Annotated in this window: 18 protein-coding genes, 1 rRNA gene and 2 riboswitches; of the genes, 13 read left to right on the top strand and 6 right to left on the bottom strand. The window is 49.7% G+C overall.

Annotated features, from left to right (window positions below):
* Window positions 1-13: 13 nt before the first annotated feature.
* A 5S ribosomal RNA gene (gene rrf / locus BLT35_RS18435) occupies window positions 14-130 on the top strand.
* 33 nt (window positions 131-163) lie between these two features.
* On the opposite strand, the gene BLT35_RS18430 is transcribed toward rrf, so the two are convergent.
* Window positions 164-2,839, bottom strand: coding sequence for a phosphoenolpyruvate synthase (locus BLT35_RS18430; RefSeq protein ID WP_074729328.1), 2,676 nt, complete (start codon window positions 2,837-2,839; stop codon window positions 164-166).
* Between the two features lie 273 nt (window positions 2,840-3,112).
* Window positions 3,113-3,200, top strand: a riboswitch (cyclic di-GMP riboswitch).
* A 136-nt stretch (window positions 3,201-3,336) separates the two neighbouring features.
* Between BLT35_RS18430 and BLT35_RS18425 the strand changes: the two genes are divergently transcribed.
* From BLT35_RS18425 to BLT35_RS18415, 3 genes are all read left to right on the top strand, one after another.
* Window positions 3,337-3,543: a hypothetical protein gene (locus BLT35_RS18425; RefSeq protein WP_074729326.1), complete on the top strand. Its 207-nt coding sequence runs from the start codon at window positions 3,337-3,339 to the stop codon at window positions 3,541-3,543.
* Window positions 3,544-3,612: 69 nt separating this feature from the next.
* Entirely contained in the window at window positions 3,613-4,218 is a 606-nt protein-coding gene (locus BLT35_RS18420; protein WP_074729324.1) for an HD-GYP domain-containing protein, read from the top strand.
* Window positions 4,219-4,409: 191 nt separating this feature from the next.
* Complete coding sequence (locus BLT35_RS18415; protein ID WP_074729322.1) at window positions 4,410-4,946, top strand: acyl-CoA thioesterase; 537 nt, start codon at window positions 4,410-4,412, stop codon at window positions 4,944-4,946.
* A 90-nt stretch (window positions 4,947-5,036) separates the two neighbouring features.
* Here BLT35_RS18415 and BLT35_RS18410 read toward each other — a convergent pair whose 3' ends face one another.
* The gene (locus BLT35_RS18410) at window positions 5,037-5,330 is read right to left on the bottom strand and encodes a DUF3055 domain-containing protein (protein ID WP_062411007.1); all 294 of its coding nucleotides are present in this window, start codon (window positions 5,328-5,330) and stop codon (window positions 5,037-5,039) included.
* Window positions 5,331-5,547: 217 nt separating this feature from the next.
* On the opposite strand from BLT35_RS18410, the gene ilvD reads away from it, so the two are divergent.
* Window positions 5,548-7,236: a dihydroxy-acid dehydratase gene (gene ilvD / locus BLT35_RS18405; protein ID WP_054819374.1), complete on the top strand. Its 1,689-nt coding sequence runs from the start codon at window positions 5,548-5,550 to the stop codon at window positions 7,234-7,236.
* A gap of 114 nt (window positions 7,237-7,350) precedes the next feature.
* Here the strand turns inward: ilvD and BLT35_RS18400 are convergent, their stop codons facing one another.
* On the bottom strand, window positions 7,351-7,653 hold the full coding sequence (locus BLT35_RS18400) for a hypothetical protein (RefSeq protein WP_054819375.1): 303 nt from the start codon (window positions 7,651-7,653) through the stop codon (window positions 7,351-7,353).
* 218 nt (window positions 7,654-7,871) lie between these two features.
* On the opposite strand from BLT35_RS18400, the gene BLT35_RS18395 reads away from it, so the two are divergent.
* Window positions 7,872-8,873, top strand: coding sequence for an HRDC domain-containing protein (locus BLT35_RS18395; RefSeq protein WP_254777606.1), 1,002 nt, complete (start codon window positions 7,872-7,874; stop codon window positions 8,871-8,873).
* A 38-nt stretch (window positions 8,874-8,911) separates the two neighbouring features.
* Here the strand turns inward: BLT35_RS18395 and corA are convergent, their stop codons facing one another.
* On the bottom strand, window positions 8,912-9,847 hold the full coding sequence (gene corA, locus BLT35_RS18390) for a magnesium/cobalt transporter CorA (RefSeq protein ID WP_062409412.1): 936 nt from the start codon (window positions 9,845-9,847) through the stop codon (window positions 8,912-8,914).
* Between the two features lie 464 nt (window positions 9,848-10,311).
* Window positions 10,312-10,435: riboswitch (SAM riboswitch) on the top strand.
* A gap of 121 nt (window positions 10,436-10,556) precedes the next feature.
* Between corA and metA the strand changes: the two genes are divergently transcribed.
* The 3 genes from metA to mqnC all read left to right on the top strand — a co-directional run bounded on the left by metA (window position 10,557) and on the right by mqnC (window position 14,046).
* Window positions 10,557-11,483 (top strand): homoserine O-acetyltransferase MetA, encoded by a 927-nt coding sequence (gene metA, locus BLT35_RS18385; protein ID WP_054819377.1) that lies wholly within the window; start codon window positions 10,557-10,559, stop codon window positions 11,481-11,483.
* On the top strand, window positions 11,480-12,688 hold the full coding sequence (locus tag BLT35_RS18380) for an aminotransferase class I/II-fold pyridoxal phosphate-dependent enzyme (RefSeq protein ID WP_062409411.1): 1,209 nt from the start codon (window positions 11,480-11,482) through the stop codon (window positions 12,686-12,688). The genes metA and BLT35_RS18380 overlap by 4 nt, the downstream gene beginning before the upstream one ends.
* Before the next feature lie 218 nt (window positions 12,689-12,906).
* Window positions 12,907-14,046 carry a cyclic dehypoxanthinyl futalosine synthase gene (gene mqnC / locus BLT35_RS18375; protein ID WP_062409410.1) on the top strand — a complete coding sequence of 380 codons (1,140 nt, stop codon included), beginning with the start codon at window positions 12,907-12,909 and terminating at the stop codon, window positions 14,044-14,046.
* A gap of 56 nt (window positions 14,047-14,102) precedes the next feature.
* On the opposite strand, the gene BLT35_RS18370 is transcribed toward mqnC, so the two are convergent.
* Window positions 14,103-15,599, bottom strand: coding sequence for a L,D-transpeptidase family protein (locus BLT35_RS18370; RefSeq protein ID WP_074729318.1), 1,497 nt, complete (start codon window positions 15,597-15,599; stop codon window positions 14,103-14,105).
* A gap of 276 nt (window positions 15,600-15,875) precedes the next feature.
* Between BLT35_RS18370 and BLT35_RS18365 the strand changes: the two genes are divergently transcribed.
* The 4 genes from BLT35_RS18365 (at window position 15,876) to BLT35_RS18355 (ending at window position 19,593) form a co-directional block, all read left to right on the top strand.
* Window positions 15,876-16,805: a putative sporulation protein YtxC gene (locus BLT35_RS18365; protein ID WP_074729316.1), complete on the top strand. Its 930-nt coding sequence runs from the start codon at window positions 15,876-15,878 to the stop codon at window positions 16,803-16,805.
* An 80-nt stretch (window positions 16,806-16,885) separates the two neighbouring features.
* Window positions 16,886-17,047, top strand: a complete 162-nt coding sequence (locus BLT35_RS27105; protein WP_217634724.1) for a hypothetical protein — start codon at window positions 16,886-16,888, stop codon at window positions 17,045-17,047.
* A 90-nt stretch (window positions 17,048-17,137) separates the two neighbouring features.
* Window positions 17,138-19,075 (top strand): threonine--tRNA ligase, encoded by a 1,938-nt coding sequence (gene thrS, locus BLT35_RS18360; protein WP_074729314.1) that lies wholly within the window; start codon window positions 17,138-17,140, stop codon window positions 19,073-19,075.
* A 362-nt stretch (window positions 19,076-19,437) separates the two neighbouring features.
* Entirely contained in the window at window positions 19,438-19,593 is a 156-nt protein-coding gene (locus BLT35_RS18355; protein WP_054819381.1) for a sporulation histidine kinase inhibitor Sda, read from the top strand.
* A gap of 129 nt (window positions 19,594-19,722) precedes the next feature.
* On the opposite strand, the gene BLT35_RS18350 is transcribed toward BLT35_RS18355, so the two are convergent.
* Window positions 19,723-20,709 (bottom strand): NAD(P)/FAD-dependent oxidoreductase, encoded by a 987-nt coding sequence (locus BLT35_RS18350; protein WP_062409406.1) that lies wholly within the window; start codon window positions 20,707-20,709, stop codon window positions 19,723-19,725.
* Between the last annotated feature and the right edge of the window lie 44 nt (window positions 20,710-20,753).

Below are 20,753 nucleotides of genomic sequence, written 5' to 3'. Positions count from 1 at the left end.
AGAAATGAATACGTTTGGTGATGATGGCGGAAGGGAACCACGCGTACCCATACCGAACACGACCGTTAAGCCTTCCAGCGTCGATGGTACTTGGATCGCAGGGTCCTGGGAGAGTAGAACGTCGCCAAGCAAAAAGCCTGCCTATGGCAGGCTTTTTTATGTCTTACTCAAAGTCAGTGCCTTCCAATATTTGCACGTAGCCGCTCGTTCCGTTCAACCGGATATAAGCGCCGTCTTTAATCCGTTCGGTCGCTTTTTCAATTCCAACGACGGCCGGAATGCCATACTCCCGGGCAATCACCGATCCGTGCGTCATCAGACCGCCTACTTCCGTGATCAGGCCGACGACCGAGGTAAACAGCGGTGTCCATCCGGGATCGGTATAGGGAGCGACTAAAATTTCCCCGGCATTCAGCTTGGCTTCCTCCGGCTTAAGAACGACTCTTGCAACACCTTCGACGATACCTGCGGATACCGGCGTGCCTACAATCGCGCCCTCCGGCGCTTTCACATCACGCAATTTTCCGGAAATGATTTCTCCTTCGCTTGTCATCACCCGGGGAGATTTTAGTTTTTGATTCCGTTCATGCTGCTTTTCTCTTGCTTCTACGATGGTTGGAACATCTCCCGAAAAGCGGTTTTCCAACAGTTCGATGAGCTCTTCCAGCGTTAAATAATACACATCGTCTTTATGCCGAAGGACTCCTTTTGCGACAAGTCCGTTCGCTTCTTCCATTATCGCGCGTTTGTAGATGTCAAACAGCTTCACCACACAGAACTTGTGATGCTCGCGCATGCCCAACAGGTGGCGGTATAGCTTAATCAACCGGGATATGCTTCTTTTTTGCCAAAAACCAAAATGCGCGGCCATTTCTTTTCCCGCCGCCTCGGCTTCAAGCCTGCCTTGTCTGAATTTCTTCCTGTGCTCCCCGGCCGCTGCCGTTCTGATATTGCTGATAATGGAAGGGATCAGTTGGGTAGGCTCCTCGCGCCATCTTGGTCTGGTGATGTCAATTTCACCCACACACCGCATACCGTATTTCTGAAGAAAGCTCTCCAATTCTAATTTAAATTCATCCCCGCCCGGAATCTCGCCCAATTTTTCATCGAAATGGTCGCTGCTTGCTTTCTGCAAATAATCAATTAAGCCGGGATACTTTCGTATCTTATCGGCAAGGTCTCCCAACGCCAAGCCGAATTCGGTTGTCACATTGCCGGGAAGAGATTTGTACAATGGATTCAACAACCTATCTGCCCGTTCTTTCCCCACCCTTTTGTACAGCTTCTTTTTGAGCGTTCCGGAAGCCAGGACACCTGCAATAAAATAGACGGCCACTCTGGGAATCACCTTGGGCATTTTCTCGATACTCTTCCTGATCGCGCGAATCCTGTCCGCCCCTGAGGCGGAAAATACATGGATCCCGGTTTCACGAGTGATACGATCAATAAGGGCGGAGGCCTTTCTGTTCGCCTTTGCGGGATCTTGCACAAACCGGTGATTGATTACTTTCAATGCCAAGGGAATGATGATCGGCGCCAGTTTACTGACCGTGCGTAATATTGTGCCTATCGGTATGGATCGATGGCGAAAGGCTTCTCGGCTCATGACTTCCTCCAAAGCTGACGCTATGGAATCATCCATGCCCTTGAATATTTTTAGCATTCTGTTTCGAACAGGCCTTATAGAAAGAGGAGCGGTAAAATCAGCAAACATTCTTCCCCCTGCATGAAGCAGGATGTACGGTTCGGATGAAGCAGGATTTTTCTTTATAAAATGAAGAAGGCGGCTCAAAACGGATATAGCCAGCGGTTTCATTGGATCAGTCATCATTTGAATGTAGCCGAAATTTATAAATACATGCAATTGATTATCTGAGACAGGCGGTACCGGATATAACGATGTAATCGGCCGACTTTGGAGAATATAAAATTGACCGTCGGCAAAACCCCACTCCACATCTTGCTCCGAGGCATAGTGAGCTTCAATTTTTTTACCCAATATTGCCAGTTGAATGATTTGATGATCCGTTAAAGCCTGCAGCTGCTGTTTCTCCGGAGGGAGATGCTGAGCAACCGTTCCTCCTTCCGGCACGGCATATATGGCTGTTTCCTTCTTGGAAACCTGTTTTTTTACGATTTCACCTGCACGCACCTGATACAAATCCGCAGTAACCAAACCGGATACAAGGGCTTCTCCCAAGCCGAAGCTTGCATCGATCGATACCGTTCCGCGATGTCCCGTGACCGGATCCGCCGTAAACATAATTCCGGACACCTCCGGGAAAATCATGTGTTGAACAACGACGGAAATAAACACTGAACGGTGGTTAAAGCCGTTTTTGGCGCGATACGAGATCGCCCGGTCTGTAAACAGTGAGGCCCAGCAGTTTTGTACGGCTTTGAGCAGCTGCTCCAGTCCGCAAACATTCAGATAAGTATCCTGCTGTCCTGCGAACGAGGCCGTCGGCAGATCCTCAGCCGTAGCGCTGGAACGAACAGCATAAGCTTGAGCTTTCCCAGTGGTTTCCCACGCTTTTGAAATGGCCGATTTAACAGAGTTGGGCATCGAAAGGGAGGTGAGATGTTCGCGAATACGCTGTCCCAATATACGTATTTGCTCCAATTGTTCATGGCTGACGCGGTCCAACTGATCGAACAGTTCCTTCATCTCCCGGCTGGATTGAATGAATTGGCGGTAGGCGGCAGTTGTCACGCAAAAACCCTGCGGTACCGGAAAGCCGGCTCTTTTCAGCTCCCCGAGGTTGGCTCCTTTTCCGCCCACAGCCGGCAGATGGGATTTATCAATACTCTGAAAATTCAGCACATATATCGTTGGCATTTTTCCAACTCCTTAATACGAAATGGCAGCTTGCATTGGTTCCCAATATATTGATCTTGTCACTGAGTTGTCAACCATTTTTTTACTGATTTTCATATTATTCCATCCCCCGGCAAAAGCCGTTCTCCAATCGATGGTTTACATGAGGAGAGGCTTTTCCATTCACAATATATAGTATAAAAATGAAAATTTTTACTATAAAAAAGGAATTTGATTGAATATGTCGAACATTGTTAGCTAATATCTAGTTTTTTCTAACTAATCTCCTTTGAAAAGTGATAAAGGCACACCCATTGAAAAGTGGGGTCGCAAAGCTACAGGGGCTTCAGTGTGATAAACACTATGCCAGCCAGTTACCGAAATCCGGATCATCAATCCTCCAATTTCGGGGGATTTTTTGGTTTTGGGACGTATTATGTAGCATTCTTCCATCGTCACTCTAAGTAGATGAGTTGGTCCGTATTTTGTGAAATCATTGATGAGAGGAGAGAGTGAAAATGTATCTTGGCCGAGTTCCTGCAATGGGATTGGATGAGATTCGAAACCAAACCTATGAGGAATTAAAACACCACTACACAAACCTGAAAGCTGAATTAAAGGTGGCTCGCGTTAATTTTGAATTTGAAAGGGCAGCCGATCTTAAGGAAGAAATCGATTTTATTTTTAAAGAATTATCAAGAAAAAAGGAAAAAAAGACCAGTTGACGATTGACATACGGGACGGTTTCACATGAAGTCTGCATGGATCAGTTTCATGGTATGGAGGAGTAAGTCATGAAAAATGAACGATTGCTGTACATACTTTTTAGATTGATGAAGAAAGAGTTAAGTACATACGAACATTGCATGCGGGTTGGCAAAATGGCGAGAATCATGGCATCCTATCTTCATTTCAATCAGGAACAAACACGTAGTCTGGTCGTAGGATGTCTGCTTCATGACATTGGCAAGATTTTTATTCCAACGGATATTATTACAAAGAATACAGGTACGACGGTAGAAGAGTGGGAAACCATGAAACGTTATCCTGTGCTCGGAGCAAATCTGGCGCAAAAAGAAGGAATTCATGATTTGAATATTATTGAAATCATTAAATACCACCGCGAACGCTGGGATGGGTCCGGTTATCCTTATGGCTTGCGCGGTGAGTTCATTCCGACTTTTGCGCGAATTTGCTCTATCCTTGATGCTTTTGATGACATGCTGCAGGACGGTCCTCACAGAAAAGGTTTATCCGTTCAAGAAGCCAAGCAAGAGCTGTGGTATCAGAGCAGGAAGCAATTTGACAAAAACCTTGTTCAGGTTTTCCTGAGCATCCCGTTGCATGAATTAAAGACATTCTCCAGCTTCGGCAAATGGAGAGAAGAATATTACGGTTGAGTATACCAAATGCCTCCTGTGATTAATCCGGGGGGCTTTTTTACATTCGGTTTTCTCCAACGGCGCCGGATTTGGGCAAACGGGAAGCGACACAGCATTGACAACATCTGGGTTAGCCTGCATAATGTGTTCAAAACGTACATGCGCGTACGGATGATGTACATGAACATGAAGGAGCCGGCAGACTGTATATGGAACAAAGATATGTCAAGGAATCTAGATGCTACAAAACATCCCGAGTATTTCCGACGGATGTCAATAATCACAATACGCTGTTTGGCGGAAAGCTGATGGCCTATATCGATGATATCGCTTCTATCGCGGCTTCCAAGCACTGCCGCAGAAACGTCGTGACGGCTTCGACGGATTCTGTCGACTTTTTGTCACCGGTTCGAACAACAGATTCGGTATGCTTGGAATCCTTCGTAACCTGGACGGGAAGAAGCTCTATGGAGGTCTTTGTCAAAGTGATTACCGAGGATTTGAAAACGGGGGAGCGCACCATTGCCGCGACGTCATTCCTTACTTTCGTGGCGCTCGATGACCATAAGAAGCCCGTTGCCATCCCGGCAGTCATACCGGAAACGGAAGAGGAGATCAGGCTTCACGAAACGGCTGTGCATCGCGCCGAGATGCGCCGATTGCGCAGGGAAGAAAGCAAGAAATTTGCGGACTACCTCACGGTGAGTTTCCCGTGGGAATCGGATTCAGGCTCTGATCATTCCTAGAGTGGAGCCGTAGTGAATCGATGGAAGTGCAATCATCATGGAAAAGCCGATCTTGCCCCTTACGGGAGCTATCGATCGGCTTTCTTCACTTTAAATATCGGTAAAGTTGACCGGCCCCACAACCTCCGTTAAGAAGGCTGTGAGCTCCGCCGCTTCTTCCTCATTGAGCTTGTATACGTGCTCCAGGTAGCCCTCAGCCTCCAGATCGTCCGGCCCGATGACAGCCGTGCGTCCGGTCTGCAAATCCGTGACCATCTTTTTTCCGTAAAAACGGTTAGTCGTCGTGATGGCCAAATCGAATCTCCGCAGCGAATCTCCGACAAAACAAACGAACCTTGTTTTCGTTTCCTCCGTACCGTCGTATAAATAATCAAATTCCATAATTTCCGCTTTCTCCTCCGTTTCAAGCTTCCGTAAGTTATTCGAATTATAACAGATTTTTCGGGGCTTCGCCAAAAAATCCGATCGCGAGATGACTTTAGCCCGATTTCGACCATGCGTTTCGTTTTCATTTCGGGTGAAACATGGTACAATCGGAAGAAGCGGTAGCATTCATAGAATGAAGCGATTCATAGAGTAGAAACGGAGGCTTGTAAGAAAAATGTCCAAGAGAAAAATGAGAAGTGACATGATCAAGAAGGGCTTTGACCGCGCGCCTCACCGCAGCTTGCTGCGTGCTGCCGGCGTCAAAGAAGAAGATTTCGACAAGCCGTTTATCGCGGTTTGCAACTCCTATATTGATATCGTTCCCGGTCACGTCCACCTGCAGGAATTCGGGAAAATCGTAAAAGAAGCGATTCGTGAAGCGGGCGGCGTTCCGTTTGAATTTAATACGATTGGCGTAGACGACGGTATTGCGATGGGACATATCGGTATGCGATACTCCCTCCCGAGCCGTGAAATTATTGCCGATTCCCTGGAAACGGTGGTTTCCGCTCACTGGTTTGACGGAATGGTCTGCATCCCGAACTGTGACAAAATTACGCCGGGCATGATGATGGGCGCTTTGCGCGTCAATATTCCGACGGTTTTCGTCAGCGGCGGGCCGATGAAAGCGGGTAAGACCAGCGATGGCCGTTCGATTTCATTGTCCTCCGTATTTGAGGGCGTAGGCGCCTACCAAGCGGGCAAAATCGATGAAAAAGGCCTGCAGGAGCTTGAACAGTACGGCTGTCCGACCTGTGGATCCTGTTCCGGCATGTTTACGGCCAACTCCATGAACTGTCTGGCTGAAGGTCTTGGCCTTGCGCTGCCGGGCAACGGTACGATTCTTGCTGTCGATCCGGAACGCAAAGAATTTGTGAAACGTTCGGCAAAGCAGCTGATGGAGCTGATCCAAAAGGACATCAAGCCGCGTGACATCGTCACCGTTGAAGCGATCGACAATGCGTTCGCTTTGGATATGGCCATGGGAGGTTCCACCAATACCGTTCTTCATACGCTGGCCATAGCGCATGAAGCAGGGATCGACTATCCGATCGAACGCATCAACGAAGTAGCGAAGCGTGTGCCGCATTTGGCCAAAATCGCACCGGCCTCCGATTATCATATTGAAGACGTGCATAACGCCGGCGGCGTGAGCGCGATCCTTAACGAACTGCTCAAAAAGCCGGGAGCGATCCACGGCGACCGGATCACTGTAACCGGCAAGACGCTGAGAGAGAATGTGGAAGGTCATGAGATTCGGAATACGGATGTCATTCGTACGCTGGATAATCCGCACTCCGAACAAGGCGGATTGGCTGTTCTGTTCGGCAATCTGGCTCCGAACGGCTCGATCATTAAGGTCGGTGCGGTCGACAAATCCGTAGGCGGCTACCATAAAGGGCCGGCCATTTGCTTCGATTCCCAGGAAGAAGCTCTTGCAGGCATTGCCAACGGTAAAGTGAAGGAAGGCCATGTGGTGGTCATCCGGTACGAAGGACCCAAAGGCGGACCGGGCATGCCGGAAATGCTCGCACCGACTTCCCAGATCGTCGGCATGGGGCTTGGCGCGAAGGTGGGCCTGATTACGGACGGACGTTTCTCCGGCGCATCCCGCGGTATCAGCATCGGTCACATTTCTCCGGAAGCGGCAGAAGGCGGTCCGATCGCATTCGTAGAAGACGGAGACATCATCGAGCTCGATTTGAACAACCGCAAGATTGAGCTTCTGATCAGCGAAGAAGAATTCGAGCGTCGTAAGGCGAACTGGAAAGGCTTCGAACCGAAGGTGAAGACCGGTTACTTGGCCCGTTATTCCAAGCTTGTTACGTCCGCCAGCACGGGCGGCGTTATGAAAATAGATTGATCTGTCCATGAATAAAGACAGCCCATCGGTATTACCGCGGTGAGCTGCACCTTCAATGGTTAGGGATGTCTAACCATCGGGGGGCAGTTCAGGATGAGGCTGTCTTTATCCTTTTTATTCATCTACATGATCGTCACCAGACGAATCGTGGGTCGGATGGGCATCGGGATACTCGCGTGAAATGCCTGCGTGAAGCTCCCGGTTTTCGTAGGTAAATTGATTATGCGGCCGCTGGTCTTCTCGCCATGGGCTACTCTTGCCGAGAGATTCGGTTTCCAGGCTGCTTCCGTAGGGCCCCTCCGGAAATTCCTCCGCGGTCAGGTCGTTGCGCTGGGATTCGACGGTTTTCAGATCGGTATATTTCTTTTGAGGGGCTTCCTCTATAAAGCCGTCTCGATTACGGTCGATCGAAGCCATTTGTTGTCACCTCCTTGGGACTGGGTGATAAACTGTTGATTTAATTTTCCCCTTATCATGGATTATTATCCAAAACCTGCTTGATTTTGTAGGTTCTCCATGATATGATCGAATTAATTTCAAACGTCAATGAGGAAGCACCTCTCTTACTTACCGTAGGAGGGTGCTTTTTTGCGTTTGAAAATCATGAAGTTCAGGAGGGGAGCCCATTGAATCTGATGTTTATGAACAGTCTGGAAAAGGCGACGGAGGAGGGAAGAGTCCGGACGGCTCAGGTATCCATCGTTGAAAATCAAGGCGTATGGTTCGTGATGTGGAATGAAATCAAGGAGGACGGGCGGTCGGAGCAGGAGACCTGGTACGAGGGCTTGCATTGGGATGAGATGATGTCCTCCTTTCGGGAGGGGGTATTTATGAAACAGTGTGGAGGCTTTAAACCCCTGCTTGAGATGAGCGTAAGTGAGGTTGACGGACTGGATGGACGCGCCGCGTTTGTTCAGATGCTGCATTTTTACAGCGAGAAGCATTCGAATGAGGAGCTTTATGAGGCGCTGCGCCAATGGCGATGGAAGCAGGCGTCGCGCGAGAGCAAAGCGCAGTTCATCGTTGCTACGAACCGTTTGCTCAAACTGATCAGCACCTTCGTTCCCCAAACGGAAGAAGAACTGCTGCAGCTTCCCGGATTTGGACGAACCAAATTGTCCATGTACGGCGCAGAGATTCTTGCATTGACTGCAAAACTCCCGCAAAACGGCTTGTTTCCGTTAACGTGGGTGGAGGAAAAAGTCGACCCCATGGAATTCAATGCCTGGCTGATGGAAGAGAAGGAACGTAAGCGGAAGGTGGAGGCGGACAAGCAGGAGATCAAACGGAAGCTGCTTGAGGCGATTTCCCGGGGCGAGCAGCTCGACAAGCTGATGGAGCAGACCAAGGTGCAGCGCAGGAATCTGCTCCTATGGATCGAGGAACTGGATCGCGACGGTTACGATTTAGAAAGCTATATCGAGCAGCTGCTCGAGCCGATTCCCGCAGCGGAACGGGAACGGGCTTGGCGGGCGTTCCAACAGCAGGGCGACCGTTATCTGAAGCCGATTCTGCAAGCCGTCTACAAGGAGGAAGAGCTCTCGGCCAAGGATGCGGACCGCATCTACGAATGGCTGCGCCTGCTGCGAATGAAATTTCGTCGTGCGAACGCGATGAAATCCGTTGAGGCAAGCTGATGCCGCAAAGAGCTCTGGAAACCACAAAAGACTGGCGATTAGAGCCAGTCTTTTTTGCGGAATAAAATGAACATGGATACACCGACAATGACCATAAACACGACGGTTGCGATTCCCCCATAATGGGAGTGAAGACCCGGGATATACTCGAAGTTCATTCCGTAGATCCCCGTGATGAATGTCAGCGGCATGAAGATGGTCGTGAGCGCGGTGAATATGCGCATAATATCGTTCGCGCGGCTCGCCAGGCTGGATTGGTAAGCTTCCCGCAAGTTGCCCATCAAATCCCGAAGCGTATCGAATGTTTCAGAAATTTTGACGGCATTTTCGTAGATGTCGCCAAAATATTTTTTGAGCGGCTCGCTGATCAGCCTCAGTTCTTTTTTATGAAGCGTGAAAAGCACTTCCTTTTGCGGGACGAGCACTTTCCTGAGCCATAGAATCTCGCCTCGCAGCCCGATAATTTCATTCAGGTGAGACTTCTTCGTATGCATCAAAATATCTTCTTCGAGCTTTTCGATCTTCGCATCGATCCGGTCGCCGACAATCGTGTAATTGTCCACGATCAAATCCATGAGATGATACAAAAATTGGTCGGGGGAAGTGACCTTTTCTTCCCAGAGAACCGGCTTTACAGCACGGATTTCATTGATTTTCTGTCTTGTGATCGTGATGATGTAATGCTTGCCCAAAAAGATGTTCAAGGCGCGAAGGAAAATTTCTTCATCGTCAAAACGGATGCTGTTAACCACAATGAAATAATGCGTATCATAAAGCTCGATTTTCGGCCGCTGCTCTTCTTCCGTAAGCATGTCTTCCACGGCCAATTCATGAAGATGAAATAAAGGCTGTAAAATATCCAAATCCTCCGGCTCGGCATCAATCCAGTAAAAGCCGTGCTGAGGCGGATAAGCGGTCTGAGTAATGTCTTCAACAAGTGTAAAAATGCCATCCTGCACTAAACGTGCCTTCATAGGTTCCACCCCTTTTGCTTGTACCCGAGTGGAACGCACGGTCGGCGTCAGCCGTTCCGGGCAGCGAGGCGGTCATTTCCGGAATAGAACGTCAAGCCTGCCTTCTACCGACTGGTGCAAGAATCCGACGAACGGCTGCGACCGGGTTCCAACGAGTTATTCTGTTGTTTGAACGTAAGATGTTTACCCCTCGGGTCTCCGTCCATTCGAATACTGCACCCCTTTTTTGCATGAATTGTCGAATACTTGTCTAGTATAACTCCTCATATTCGAGAAGACAATCCATAATGTATAGAAAAAATGCACCTTACCACATACTATGAATGCGTGTATCTTTTGGTGCCGCGGAGTCCATCCGGAAAGCGTACAATTCGTTCGATGGCGTGAGGCATGCGCTTGACGATCGCCGAGTTTTCGTATACATTATTATTATCCAAATTCAACTGAATAGATTCGGTTTCACACTCTTATCAAGAGCAGGTGGAGGGACTAGCCCTATGATACCCGGCAACCGACAGTTCTTTGCATAACAAAGACTGCACGGTGCTAAATCTTGCGGAAGCTGTAGCGGCTTCTGAGAGATGAGAGAGGACGATGTTACAGACAAAGGCCTTTCTCGTGCGTGCGAAGAAGGCTTTTTTATTTTGCCTGCTGCGAGCGTGAGAGTGCAAGGAACATACGAATCCTACAATGAAAAGGAGTGATTCCGATGCCTATCAAGGTTCCAGATAATCTGCCTGCCAAAGAAATATTGATCAACGAGAATATTTTTGTGATGGACGAAAGTGTGGCATATCGTCAAGATATCCGGCCGCTTCGCATTGCCATTGTGAATTTGATGCCGACCAAAGAGACGACGGAAACGCAGCTGCTGCGGCTGATCGGAAACACTCCGCTGCAGGTCGAATTCACACTGCTGCACCCCAAAACACACAGGTCCAAAAATACATCACCCGAGCATTTGGAACAGTTTTACAAAACGTTCGAAGATGTAAAGCATGAACGGTTCGACGGCATGATCATCACCGGGGCTCCAGTGGAACAAATGGATTTTGAAGACGTCAACTACTGGGATGAGATCAAGCAAATCATGGAATGGAGCAAAACGCATGTCACCTCCACCATGCATATTTGCTGGGCGGCGCAAGCCGGGCTGTATCATCACTTCGGCGTCCCGAAATATCCGTTGGAGGAAAAGATGTTTGGCGTGTTCCCGCATACCATCACAAGGTCCAATGTCAAACTGCTTCGCGGCTTCGACGAGTTGTATCTGGTGCCCCAATCCCGCCATACGGAGGTGCGCCGGGAGGACATTTTGAAGGTGCCGGAGCTTGAAATTCTTTCCGAGTCGGAGGAGGCGGGCGTATATATCGTCGCTACCCATGACGGTAAGCAAATTTTTGTTACCGGACATTCGGAATATGATGCGTGTTCACTCAAAATGGAGTATGACCGCGATATCAATAGAGGGTTAAACATTGCCATCCCGAAAAATTATTACCCGAACGACGATCCCAGCAAGCCGCCGCTTAACACTTGGAGGGCGCATGCCAATCTGTTGTTCTCCAATTGGCTCAATTATTATGTGTACCAAGAGACACCGTTTGATCTGCACAAGGGGGAATTCGTAAGATGAGTAACAGCAAAGAGGAAAATCAGCGATGGAGAATCGAAAGCCGGCTGGCTCAAATCGGTTCTCAGGAGGAGCCGGTGACCGGAGCGGTCAGCTTTCCGATTTATCAATCCACGGCGTTTCGTCATCCGAAGCTTGGGCAAAGCACCGGATTCGATTATGCACGTACGAAGAGTCCGACGCGCAAGGTGCTTGAAGATGCAATCGCCGAGCTGGAATCCGGAGATGCAGGGTTTGCCTGCAGCTCCGGAATGGCGGCGCTGCAGACGATTTTCGCTTTGTTCAGTCAAGGGGATCATTTGATCGTTTCGCTTGATTTGTACGGCGGTACATACCGTCTCCTTGAACGTATCATGTCACGCTTCGGAGTGACGGCCACTTATGTGGATACGAACAATTTAGATGAGCTGGAAGCCAATATCAAGCCGAACACAAAAGCGATTCTGATCGAGACGCCGACGAATCCGCTCATGATGATTACGGATCTGGAGCTTGTGTGTTCCTGGGCCAAAAAGAAAGGCATTCTTTCGATCGTTGACAACACGCTGCTGACGCCTTTCTTCCAGCGGCCGATCGAGCTTGGCGCAGACATCGTCATTCACAGCGCGACCAAATATCTCGGGGGCCATAACGATGTCCTTGCCGGACTGATCGTGACTAAGGGCAAGGAGCTGTCGGAGCAGATGGCCTTCCTGCACAATTCCATCGGCGCGGTGCTGAATCCGCAGGACAGCTGGCTGTTAATGCGGGGAATGAAGACGCTGGCCATCCGTATGGAGCGCCATCAAGCCAACGCGCTGGCCGTGGCCTCGTTCCTGAAATCCCATCCGCAGGTGGAAGCGGTGTATTATCCGGCGCTTCCGGACCATCCGGGTCATGATATTCAGAACAAGCAGTCCTCGGGCAACAGCGGTATTTTTTCTTTCAAATTGAAAGATGCCCGCTACGTCGAGCCGATTCTGCGGCATATCAAGCTGATTGCGTTCGCGGAAAGCTTGGGCGGGGTCGAATCGTTAATGACGTATCCGGCCGTCCAAACGCATGCGGACATTCCCGAGGAAATCCGCCGCAGGATTGGCGTGGATGACAAGCTGCTGCGCTATTCCGTCGGGATAGAACACGTTGACGATTTGATTGCGGATTTGTCCCGGGCTATTGACTTGGCCCGTCAGGAGATCGAGGAAAATCAGCCGCTGACGTTAGGATAAACGATAAATGCAGCCGGTGGCCTTGGCAGGCGTCACCGGTTTTTCTTTGGATCATGTCTGAAGGACCATCCTATTCACTGAGAATAACTCCGGATAACCTGAACAATTTGTTGAATTTTTGACCGTTTGAAGGCCTTTGGTCCGAAATGACGGTCTTTTTGTATAGCGGGTAGCGTGTGATTTATGATACGATGAATAGGGTAAAGGAGATGAATGCGATGAGTTCCATCGACCGGATATTGGAGCATGCGCTGGCCGGGAATCGGATTAGCCTGGAAGATTGCATCACGCTCTATGAATCGGATGAAATTGAAAAAATGGGCCATGCCGCTAACCAGATTATGCTGAAGCACCACCCGGAACCGATTACGACCTTTGTGATCGGGCGGAATGTGAACTATACCAATATTTGTGATGTGTACTGCCGGTTTTGCGCCTTCTACCGGGCCCCGGGCTCTAAAGAAGGGTACGTGCTTCCGGATGATGTCATTTTCCAAAAAATCCAGGAAACGATAGATGTCAACGGGACGGAAATCCTGATGCAGGGAGGAACGAATCCGGACCTTCCTTTCACGTACTATACGAATTTGCTGCGTGAGATTAAGAAGAGGTTCCCGCAAATTACGATGCATTCCTTCTCTCCTGCGGAGATCATGAAGATGAAGGAAGTATCGAACGGCCTTACGCTGGAAGAGGTCGTCCGCGCGCTTCACGAGGCGGGACTTGATTCGCTTCCGGGCGGCGGCGCGGAAATATTGGATGATCGGACGCGGCGCAAGATCAGCCGTCTGAAGGGCTCCTGGCGCGACTGGATGGATGTCATGCAGACAGCCCACCGGGTCGGGATGCATACGACGGGTACGATGGTGATCGGCTTCGGCGAGTCCATAGAAGAGAGAGCGCTGCATCTGCTCCGCATTCGCGACGCTCAAGATGAATGTATAGCCAACGGCTGGAATTCACCGGGCTTTCTGGCCTTTATTTCATGGACCTTCCAGCCGGAGAATACGAATATGAAGGCCGAGAAGCTGGGGGCGGAGGATTATCTCAAAAATGTGGCGATCAGCCGCATCATGCTGGATAACATTCCGAACTTCCAATCTTCATGGGTAACGATGGGACCGGAAGTAGGCAAGCTGTCCCTGCATTACGGCTGCAACGATTTCGGTTCGACGATGATCGAGGAGAATGTCGTATCCGCCGCAGGAACCACGCATAAGGTGAACATCAGCTCGACGCTGCAGATTATTCGTGAAGCGGGCAAGATTCCGGCTCAGCGCAATACGAAGTACGAAATTTTGCGCGTGTTTGACGACGCTTCGGTGTCTGTGGACAAGGACTTTGTTATGCAAAATTAATATGCAAAAAAGACGCTTGCCTCTGTGGAGCCAGGCGTCTTTTTTCATAGATGGGATCAGCCAAGCCAATGGAACTGGCGGCTTGGCGCCGTTTCGTCGGGAGGAGGAAAAAGGGAGGGATCGGGCAGCAGCAGCTCCGGCGTCAGGGTGGCGGTAAAGGCGGCATCCGCTGCTGCGCCGTTGGCGATCTCCACCTCGGTGCCTTTGGGAACCAGGGGATAGATGGCCGTAATATCGCTGTTGGTTAGCCGGATGCATCCCAGCGATTGATTTTGACCAATCGACTCTTTATCGAAGGTTCCATGGATGGCAAGCTGTCCCATACCGAGCGCTGCGGCCCCGTATACCCCGGGATGGATGCCTTGCGGGTCCAGAACCCTCTCGGAGATGAAGAAACGGCCTTCCGGAGTAAGGTTGTCCCTGCCCACTCCGACGGGGGCCTCCACAAGGATAAGCGGGCCGGCCGCAAGCCGTAAAGCATGGGCGGACGGATCGACGGTCAGCTTCACGGGAACATAAGGGAAGGCTGTACCCTTTATGGTGTTGGGATAAAACATAGCGGACGGTTCCTCTGCCGTTGGATCGTACACCCAGCCGCCGCTGCGATCAAAAACGGTTCGGACATTCGCCGAACCGGATTCCGTTTCTATAGGGAGGAAGCTTAAATAATTATTAGGGTAATCTTTAAGCAGCAAACCGATGGAGGCGGGAGGGCTCCCGTGATCCTCCTGATAAGCAAGGAGAGCCGTCCGGACCAGGTTGGCGCCCGCGGCAGTATGAAGCTGCTGCAGTTCGGTATTCAGAAAACGGATTTTTACGGCCGTATCGATGGCCGGGTTATATTCCGCTACGACAAAGGCTTTGCTTTTAGTCGTCTCGTCGGTTAGCGGCATCGCTTTATTGTCGGCGACCGTCACGGGTGAAGCCATACCGTAAATGCGAATGGCGTGCGTCGGATAAGTTTCCGACAGCTGCAATGCTTTGGTGTGCAGTGCTTTTTCGACTTGCTCGCGAGGGAAACCGTATGGGAAATGCATGATAAACGGCGTCTCCACGCTTTCATAGGTGACTTCTTTGCCGATGGACCATGGGATGACTACGGATACCGCTTTGGATACGGACCCGGGCCCGTAAAGTGCCGCAAGCAGAAGGAAATTCAATAACAACAGCACGATGATAAGCGTTTTCAAAAACAAGGGAATGAAAGGTCGCGTCCTCGTGCCGGAAGAAGAAGCGATGTCTCCGGCATGGTGGGGAGTTGACGGATTCAATGGTTGAGTATCCAACCTGCGAATGGCTGTGTATGCAGGATAATAGTATGGGGAAGGGTGCGTCTTCATCGCTTCCTTGTAATGAAAAAGGGCTTTGCCGGTATCTCCTGCATGCTCGAATTGCTGTCCTAACCGATAATGCGCTTCAGGCGAATGAGGATCGAGGTAGCGGAGGACTTTTTCGTGATAGTTCGGGTCGCTGCGGTTCACGTAAACATTTTTGTGAAGGTGAACCAGATTGTCCGCTGCCGGGGGTTTATACCGATCGCGATTATGCCGCATATCTGTCCTCCTGTTCATCACAACGTTATGATACATATAGTATCATATTTATTCTGGATTTAATATAAGAACATATTTAATATACGCAACGTATCAATAAAAAATGATATTCCGGGCGATGGCGCCATGTTTTTTATGTATCGGCTTGAGAAATACACCATAATTGTGTGTAAATCTCATTTATTCCTATACTTAGGCCGGCGGATATTTGTATATATGCGAATGTCCTACCATATACTTAAAAAAGAAAGTAAGGCCTCAAAGGAGTGAGTGGGGATGAAGCTGTTTACAGTGACCTTGACCAAACGTACGGATGAGCAAGCAGATCGGCTGTATCGACTGCTTCAATCCTCCTGCGGGATCCTACATCATAAGGAGCACATCCATATCGCCCTGGACCGGCGGAAAGGCTTGTATCGAATAGAAGTCAGCGGAGTGCCGCCCGGATTTCGGTTGAAGGAAGACGGCATTCGAGTTTATAAAGCAGCGGCGGATGTCCTTGCGGATTATGTACTGGAGGAAGAGGAGCGGGAACTGCTGCTCAAGATCATTAAACAGGACTTTAACTATAAGCAGGATGACGAAGTGGAAGGCATCTTGGCCTTTTGCAGGCAGGTGCTGTACGGTGAAGGCGAATGGGGCGAAGGAGCCGGTCAAACGGAGGCTTATTTAAGAAGAAAACAAAAAATTATATCGGAGTTTTACGAATATCTCGAGGTGTATACGGAGTTCGACCTGAACGGATTTTTGCGGTTTCGGCTTCATGCCTACAAGGATGAGCTGCGGGATGTGGTGGAATACGCGATCGACGAATTTGTGATGGACCGGCAGTATCAGGAATTCATCTCCCTGCTGCAGTATTTTGTCTATATCCAGGAGGCGAAAATACCGTTCGTGCATCTGATTCATAAGGGGGGCAGTGATTTTTTGCTGCTTAACGAACAGATGGAAAGCATGGAAACCCCGGAAATGGATGCGGTCGTTACTGTAGAGATGCTTGAGAGGGAAATCAATTTTGAAGATATGATCATCAGTACTTTAATTACCGTTTCTCCCCAGCAAATCTATATTCACACCCGGGAACCGGAGCTGCAGGTGATCAAAACGATCAAGCAAATTTTTGAAAACCGGGTGGAATTGTGCGGGTACTGCAGGTTGTGTCATAATCTTGACCGGGGAGCGGCAGCTGAATATAATAAAGGTTAAGGCTATGATCAAAGACATGAACGATTGAAGTGCTGCCCAGAGAGAGGGGACTTGGCTGAAATCCCCTTCAGTGAACGACAATGGTTTACCCCTTTGTAGCCGTGATGTGGAACGACGACCGTATCGGCGGAGCGACCGTCAGCAGGCGTTCAGTATATGTCACCGGATCATTCACGTTATCGAATGTTTTGAGGATTCGCAAGCTGGCGTCCTGTCAGGAATCGGCTTTCGAATCGAATTAGGGTGGAACCACGAGCCAAGCGCACTCGTCCCTTACGGGATGAAGCGCTTTTTTATTTTGAAAAGGGACTTAGAATCGGAGGTACAGGAGTATGGCAGTAAAAGTAAGTTTTCCGGATGGCGCAGTAAGGGAGTTTGAACGGGGGACCACGGTAGAGGACGTTGCGGGCTCGATCAGCCCGGGCTTGAAAAAGAACGCTGTGGTGGGCAAAATCAATGGCAAGCTGGTGGATTTGAATACGCCGATTGAAGCGGATGCCGCGCTTCAAATCGTGACCCTGGACAGCGAGGAAGGACTGGAAGTATACCGTCACAGTACGGCGCACTTGATGGCGCAGGCGATCAAACGCCTGTACGGCGAGAAGAACGTTAAGCTCGGGGTCGGCCCGGTCATCGAGGACGGCTTCTACTATGATATCGATATGGAGACCTCGCTGACGCCGGAGGATCTTGGGAAGATCGAAAAGGAAATGGAGCGGATCACTCAGGAGAATTTGCCGATTCGCCGCCGCGAAGTGAGCCGGGAAGAAGCGGTTCGCATCTTCACCGAGCTGGAGGATCCTTTGAAGCTCGAACTGATCCGTGATCTGCCGGAGGACTCCGTGATTACGATTTACGATCAGGGCGAGTTCTTCGATCTATGCCGCGGCCCTCATCTTCCTTCCACCGGACGGATCAAAGCGTTCAAGCTGCTGAGCGTAGCGGGCGCTTACTGGAGAGGCGACTCCAAAAACAAAATGCTGCAGCGCATTTACGGTACGGCTTTCCCGAAAAAAGCGGAGCTGGACGAGCATCTGCATCTGCTGGAGGAAGCCAAAAAACGCGATCACCGCAAGCTGGGCAAAGAGCTGAAAATGTTCACTTTCTCCAGCGAGGTCGGACAAGGACTGCCTCTGTGGCTTCCGCACGGGGCAAAATTGCGCCGCACGATGGAACGCTACATCGTCGATTTGGAGGAACGGTTGGGGTATCAGCACGTCTACACACCAGTGCTCGCTAACGTCGAGCTTTACAAAACGAGCGGCCATTGGGAGCACTACAGTGAGGACATGTTCCCCAAGATGACGATGGATAACGAAGAACTGGTGCTGCGTCCCATGAACTGTCCGCACCATATGATGGTGTACAAAAGCGACATGCGCAGCTATCGCGATCTGCCTGTACGGATCGCCGAGCTGGGTACGATGCACCGTTATGAAATGTCCGGAGCGCTGACCGGTCTTCACCGTGTCCGGGCGATGACACTGAACGATGCACATATTTTCTGCCGTCCGGATCAGATTAAAGAGGAGTTTGCCCGTGTTGTGAACCTGATTCGTCAGGTATATGAGGATTTCGGGATTAAGGAATACCGGTTCCGCTTGTCTTACCGCGATCCTAAGGATACGGAGAAGTATTTCCAAAACGACGAGATGTGGGAGATGTCGCAGCGCATGCTGCGTGAGGTTGTGGAGGAGCTGGGCCTTCCGTTCTTTGAAGCAGAGGGCGAGGCGGCCTTCTACGGTCCGAAGCTTGACGTGCAGATCAAAACCGCTCTTAAGAAGGAAGAGACGCTGTCTACTGCCCAGCTCGACTTCCTGCTGCCGGAGCGTTTCCAGCTGGAGTACGTCGGCGCCGATGGCCAGAAGCACCGTCCGGTTGTTATTCACCGCGGCATTATTTCGACGATGGAGCGCATGACGGCCTTCCTGCTTGAGAATTTTGCAGGCGCATTGCCGACCTGGCTGTGTCCGGTGCAGGCGAAAGTCCTTCCGGTATCCGGCAATTTCGAGGCTTATGCCAAGGAAGTGGAAGAGAAGCTGAAGCTCGCAGGTATTCGTGTGGAGGCCGATTTGCGGAACGAGAAGCTCGGCTACAAAATTCGTGAAGCGCAATTGGAAAAAATCCCCTACATGCTTGTAGTCGGCGAGAACGAGGTCCAATCGGGCAGCGTGTCGGTACGCAAGCGGGGACAAGGCGATTTGGGCGCTCAAAGCCTGGAGAGCGTCATTGCGATGATCGAAGAAGACATCCGTTCAAAGCAAGTGTAAACAAATCTCCTTCTTCTAACGCTTATTGAACTGGAAAATCTGCACTTGTAAATAGCGGGACCGTCAGGCGGATAAGCCTGGCGGTTTTTTGCGAAAAAAGGGTAGTCTTGATATGAAAGGAAAAATTTATTAAATCAGATTGTTTATATGTTTTCCAATTATTCTTTTTTATCGACAAGATCGAATAAGCGGCTGTGTATAACTTTGTCCACATTACCCACCGCATAAATAACAGTTATTAGAAGGTTATTAACATGATACACACAGGTTGTTCACATGATTTTGTGGATAACAGAACGCTTGTTCTAATATTAACCGCATGCTAATATGATGGTAGATTACAGAATAAGGTGATAGTTATTATGAAACTTATCAGTGATGAGATGTTGGTCGAGTCCTATTTCAAAGCTATTGAGTTGCAGTTAGAGGATGAATTTGTTGCGTTGTTGTTGGATGAAATTAGACACAGGCAAATCAACCTAGATTACTACAGAGCGGGTGAAGCCCAGGTCAGCTGACCGGGCTTTTTTTTCTTTTTCAGGTGATTTAAGAGACGGGCTGCAATGGAGTATAAAAAACAGAAAATACCCAAAATAAAAACGGACCGTGGAGTCCGTTTTTTGTAGAGCCTAAATGTAAACCCGTGCTTAGAGCTTCATGTTCGAGCTGTGACCCGGGGAAAGCTTGGCTGAAGGATCGATATATACTTTGGCGTTGTTGATCGCCGTTGGCGCTTCGCCGAAACCGACGGCGATCAATTTCAGCTTGCCAGGGTAAGTGGTGATGTCGCCGGCAGCGAAAATGCCGGGAATGTTCGTTTCCATCCGGGAATCGACGACGATCGAGCCGTTGTCGATCTCAAGTCCCCATTCCGCGATCGGACCGAGAGTGGAGACGAAACCATAATTAATAATAACAGCATCCACATCTACAACGGTTTCTTCACCTGTTTTGATGTGCTTGAGCGTGACTTTTTCGATCTGGCTGTTTCCGTGCAGGGCGGTGATTTCCGTTGGAGTAACCACTTCGACCTTGGACTTCATCAGGTTTTCTACACTGTGCTCATGGGCGCGGAATTTATCGCGGCGGTGAACCAAGGTCACCTTCTCGGCGATAGGCTCCAGCATGAGCGCCCAGTCTACAGCGGAATCTCCGCCGCCGCTAATGAGCACCTTTTGTCCTTTAAACCGGTTAAGATCGCTTACGAAATAATGCAGGTTTTTCTTTTCGTATTGTGCCGCTTCCGGAAGTTCCAGTCTTCTCGGTTCAAACGCGCCGACGCCCCCGGTAATGATGACCGCTTTGGAATGATGGGTTCCTTTGTCCGTAGTCACTTCGAACAGCCGCTCGTCTTTTTTCTCCACCTTCAGCACTTTTTCTTCCAGGCATACTTCGATCGGAAAATGCTTCATTTGGGTATACAGATTGTTAACCAGCTCTTGTGCCGTCACTTTGGGAAATCCGGCCACATCATAAATATATTTCTCCGGATAGAGCGCGGCCAATTGTCCTCCAAGCTGCGGCATACTTTCAATCAATTTTACGGAAGCCTGCCGCATTCCTCCATAAAAAGCGGCGAACATACCTGCAGGGCCACCGCCGACAATAATCACGTCGCTGATTTGGTTACTCATGAAAAAATAACACCTCCGAAGTTCAATCCTTTTTATTATAAACG

The sequence above is a fragment of the Paenibacillus naphthalenovorans genome (assembly GCF_900099895.1).
Taxonomy (GTDB): Bacteria; Bacillota; Bacilli; order Paenibacillales; family NBRC-103111; genus Paenibacillus_G; species Paenibacillus_G naphthalenovorans.
The sequence above is the reverse complement of the archived record's forward strand: the minus strand, read 5'-3'. Positions and strand labels throughout refer to the sequence as shown.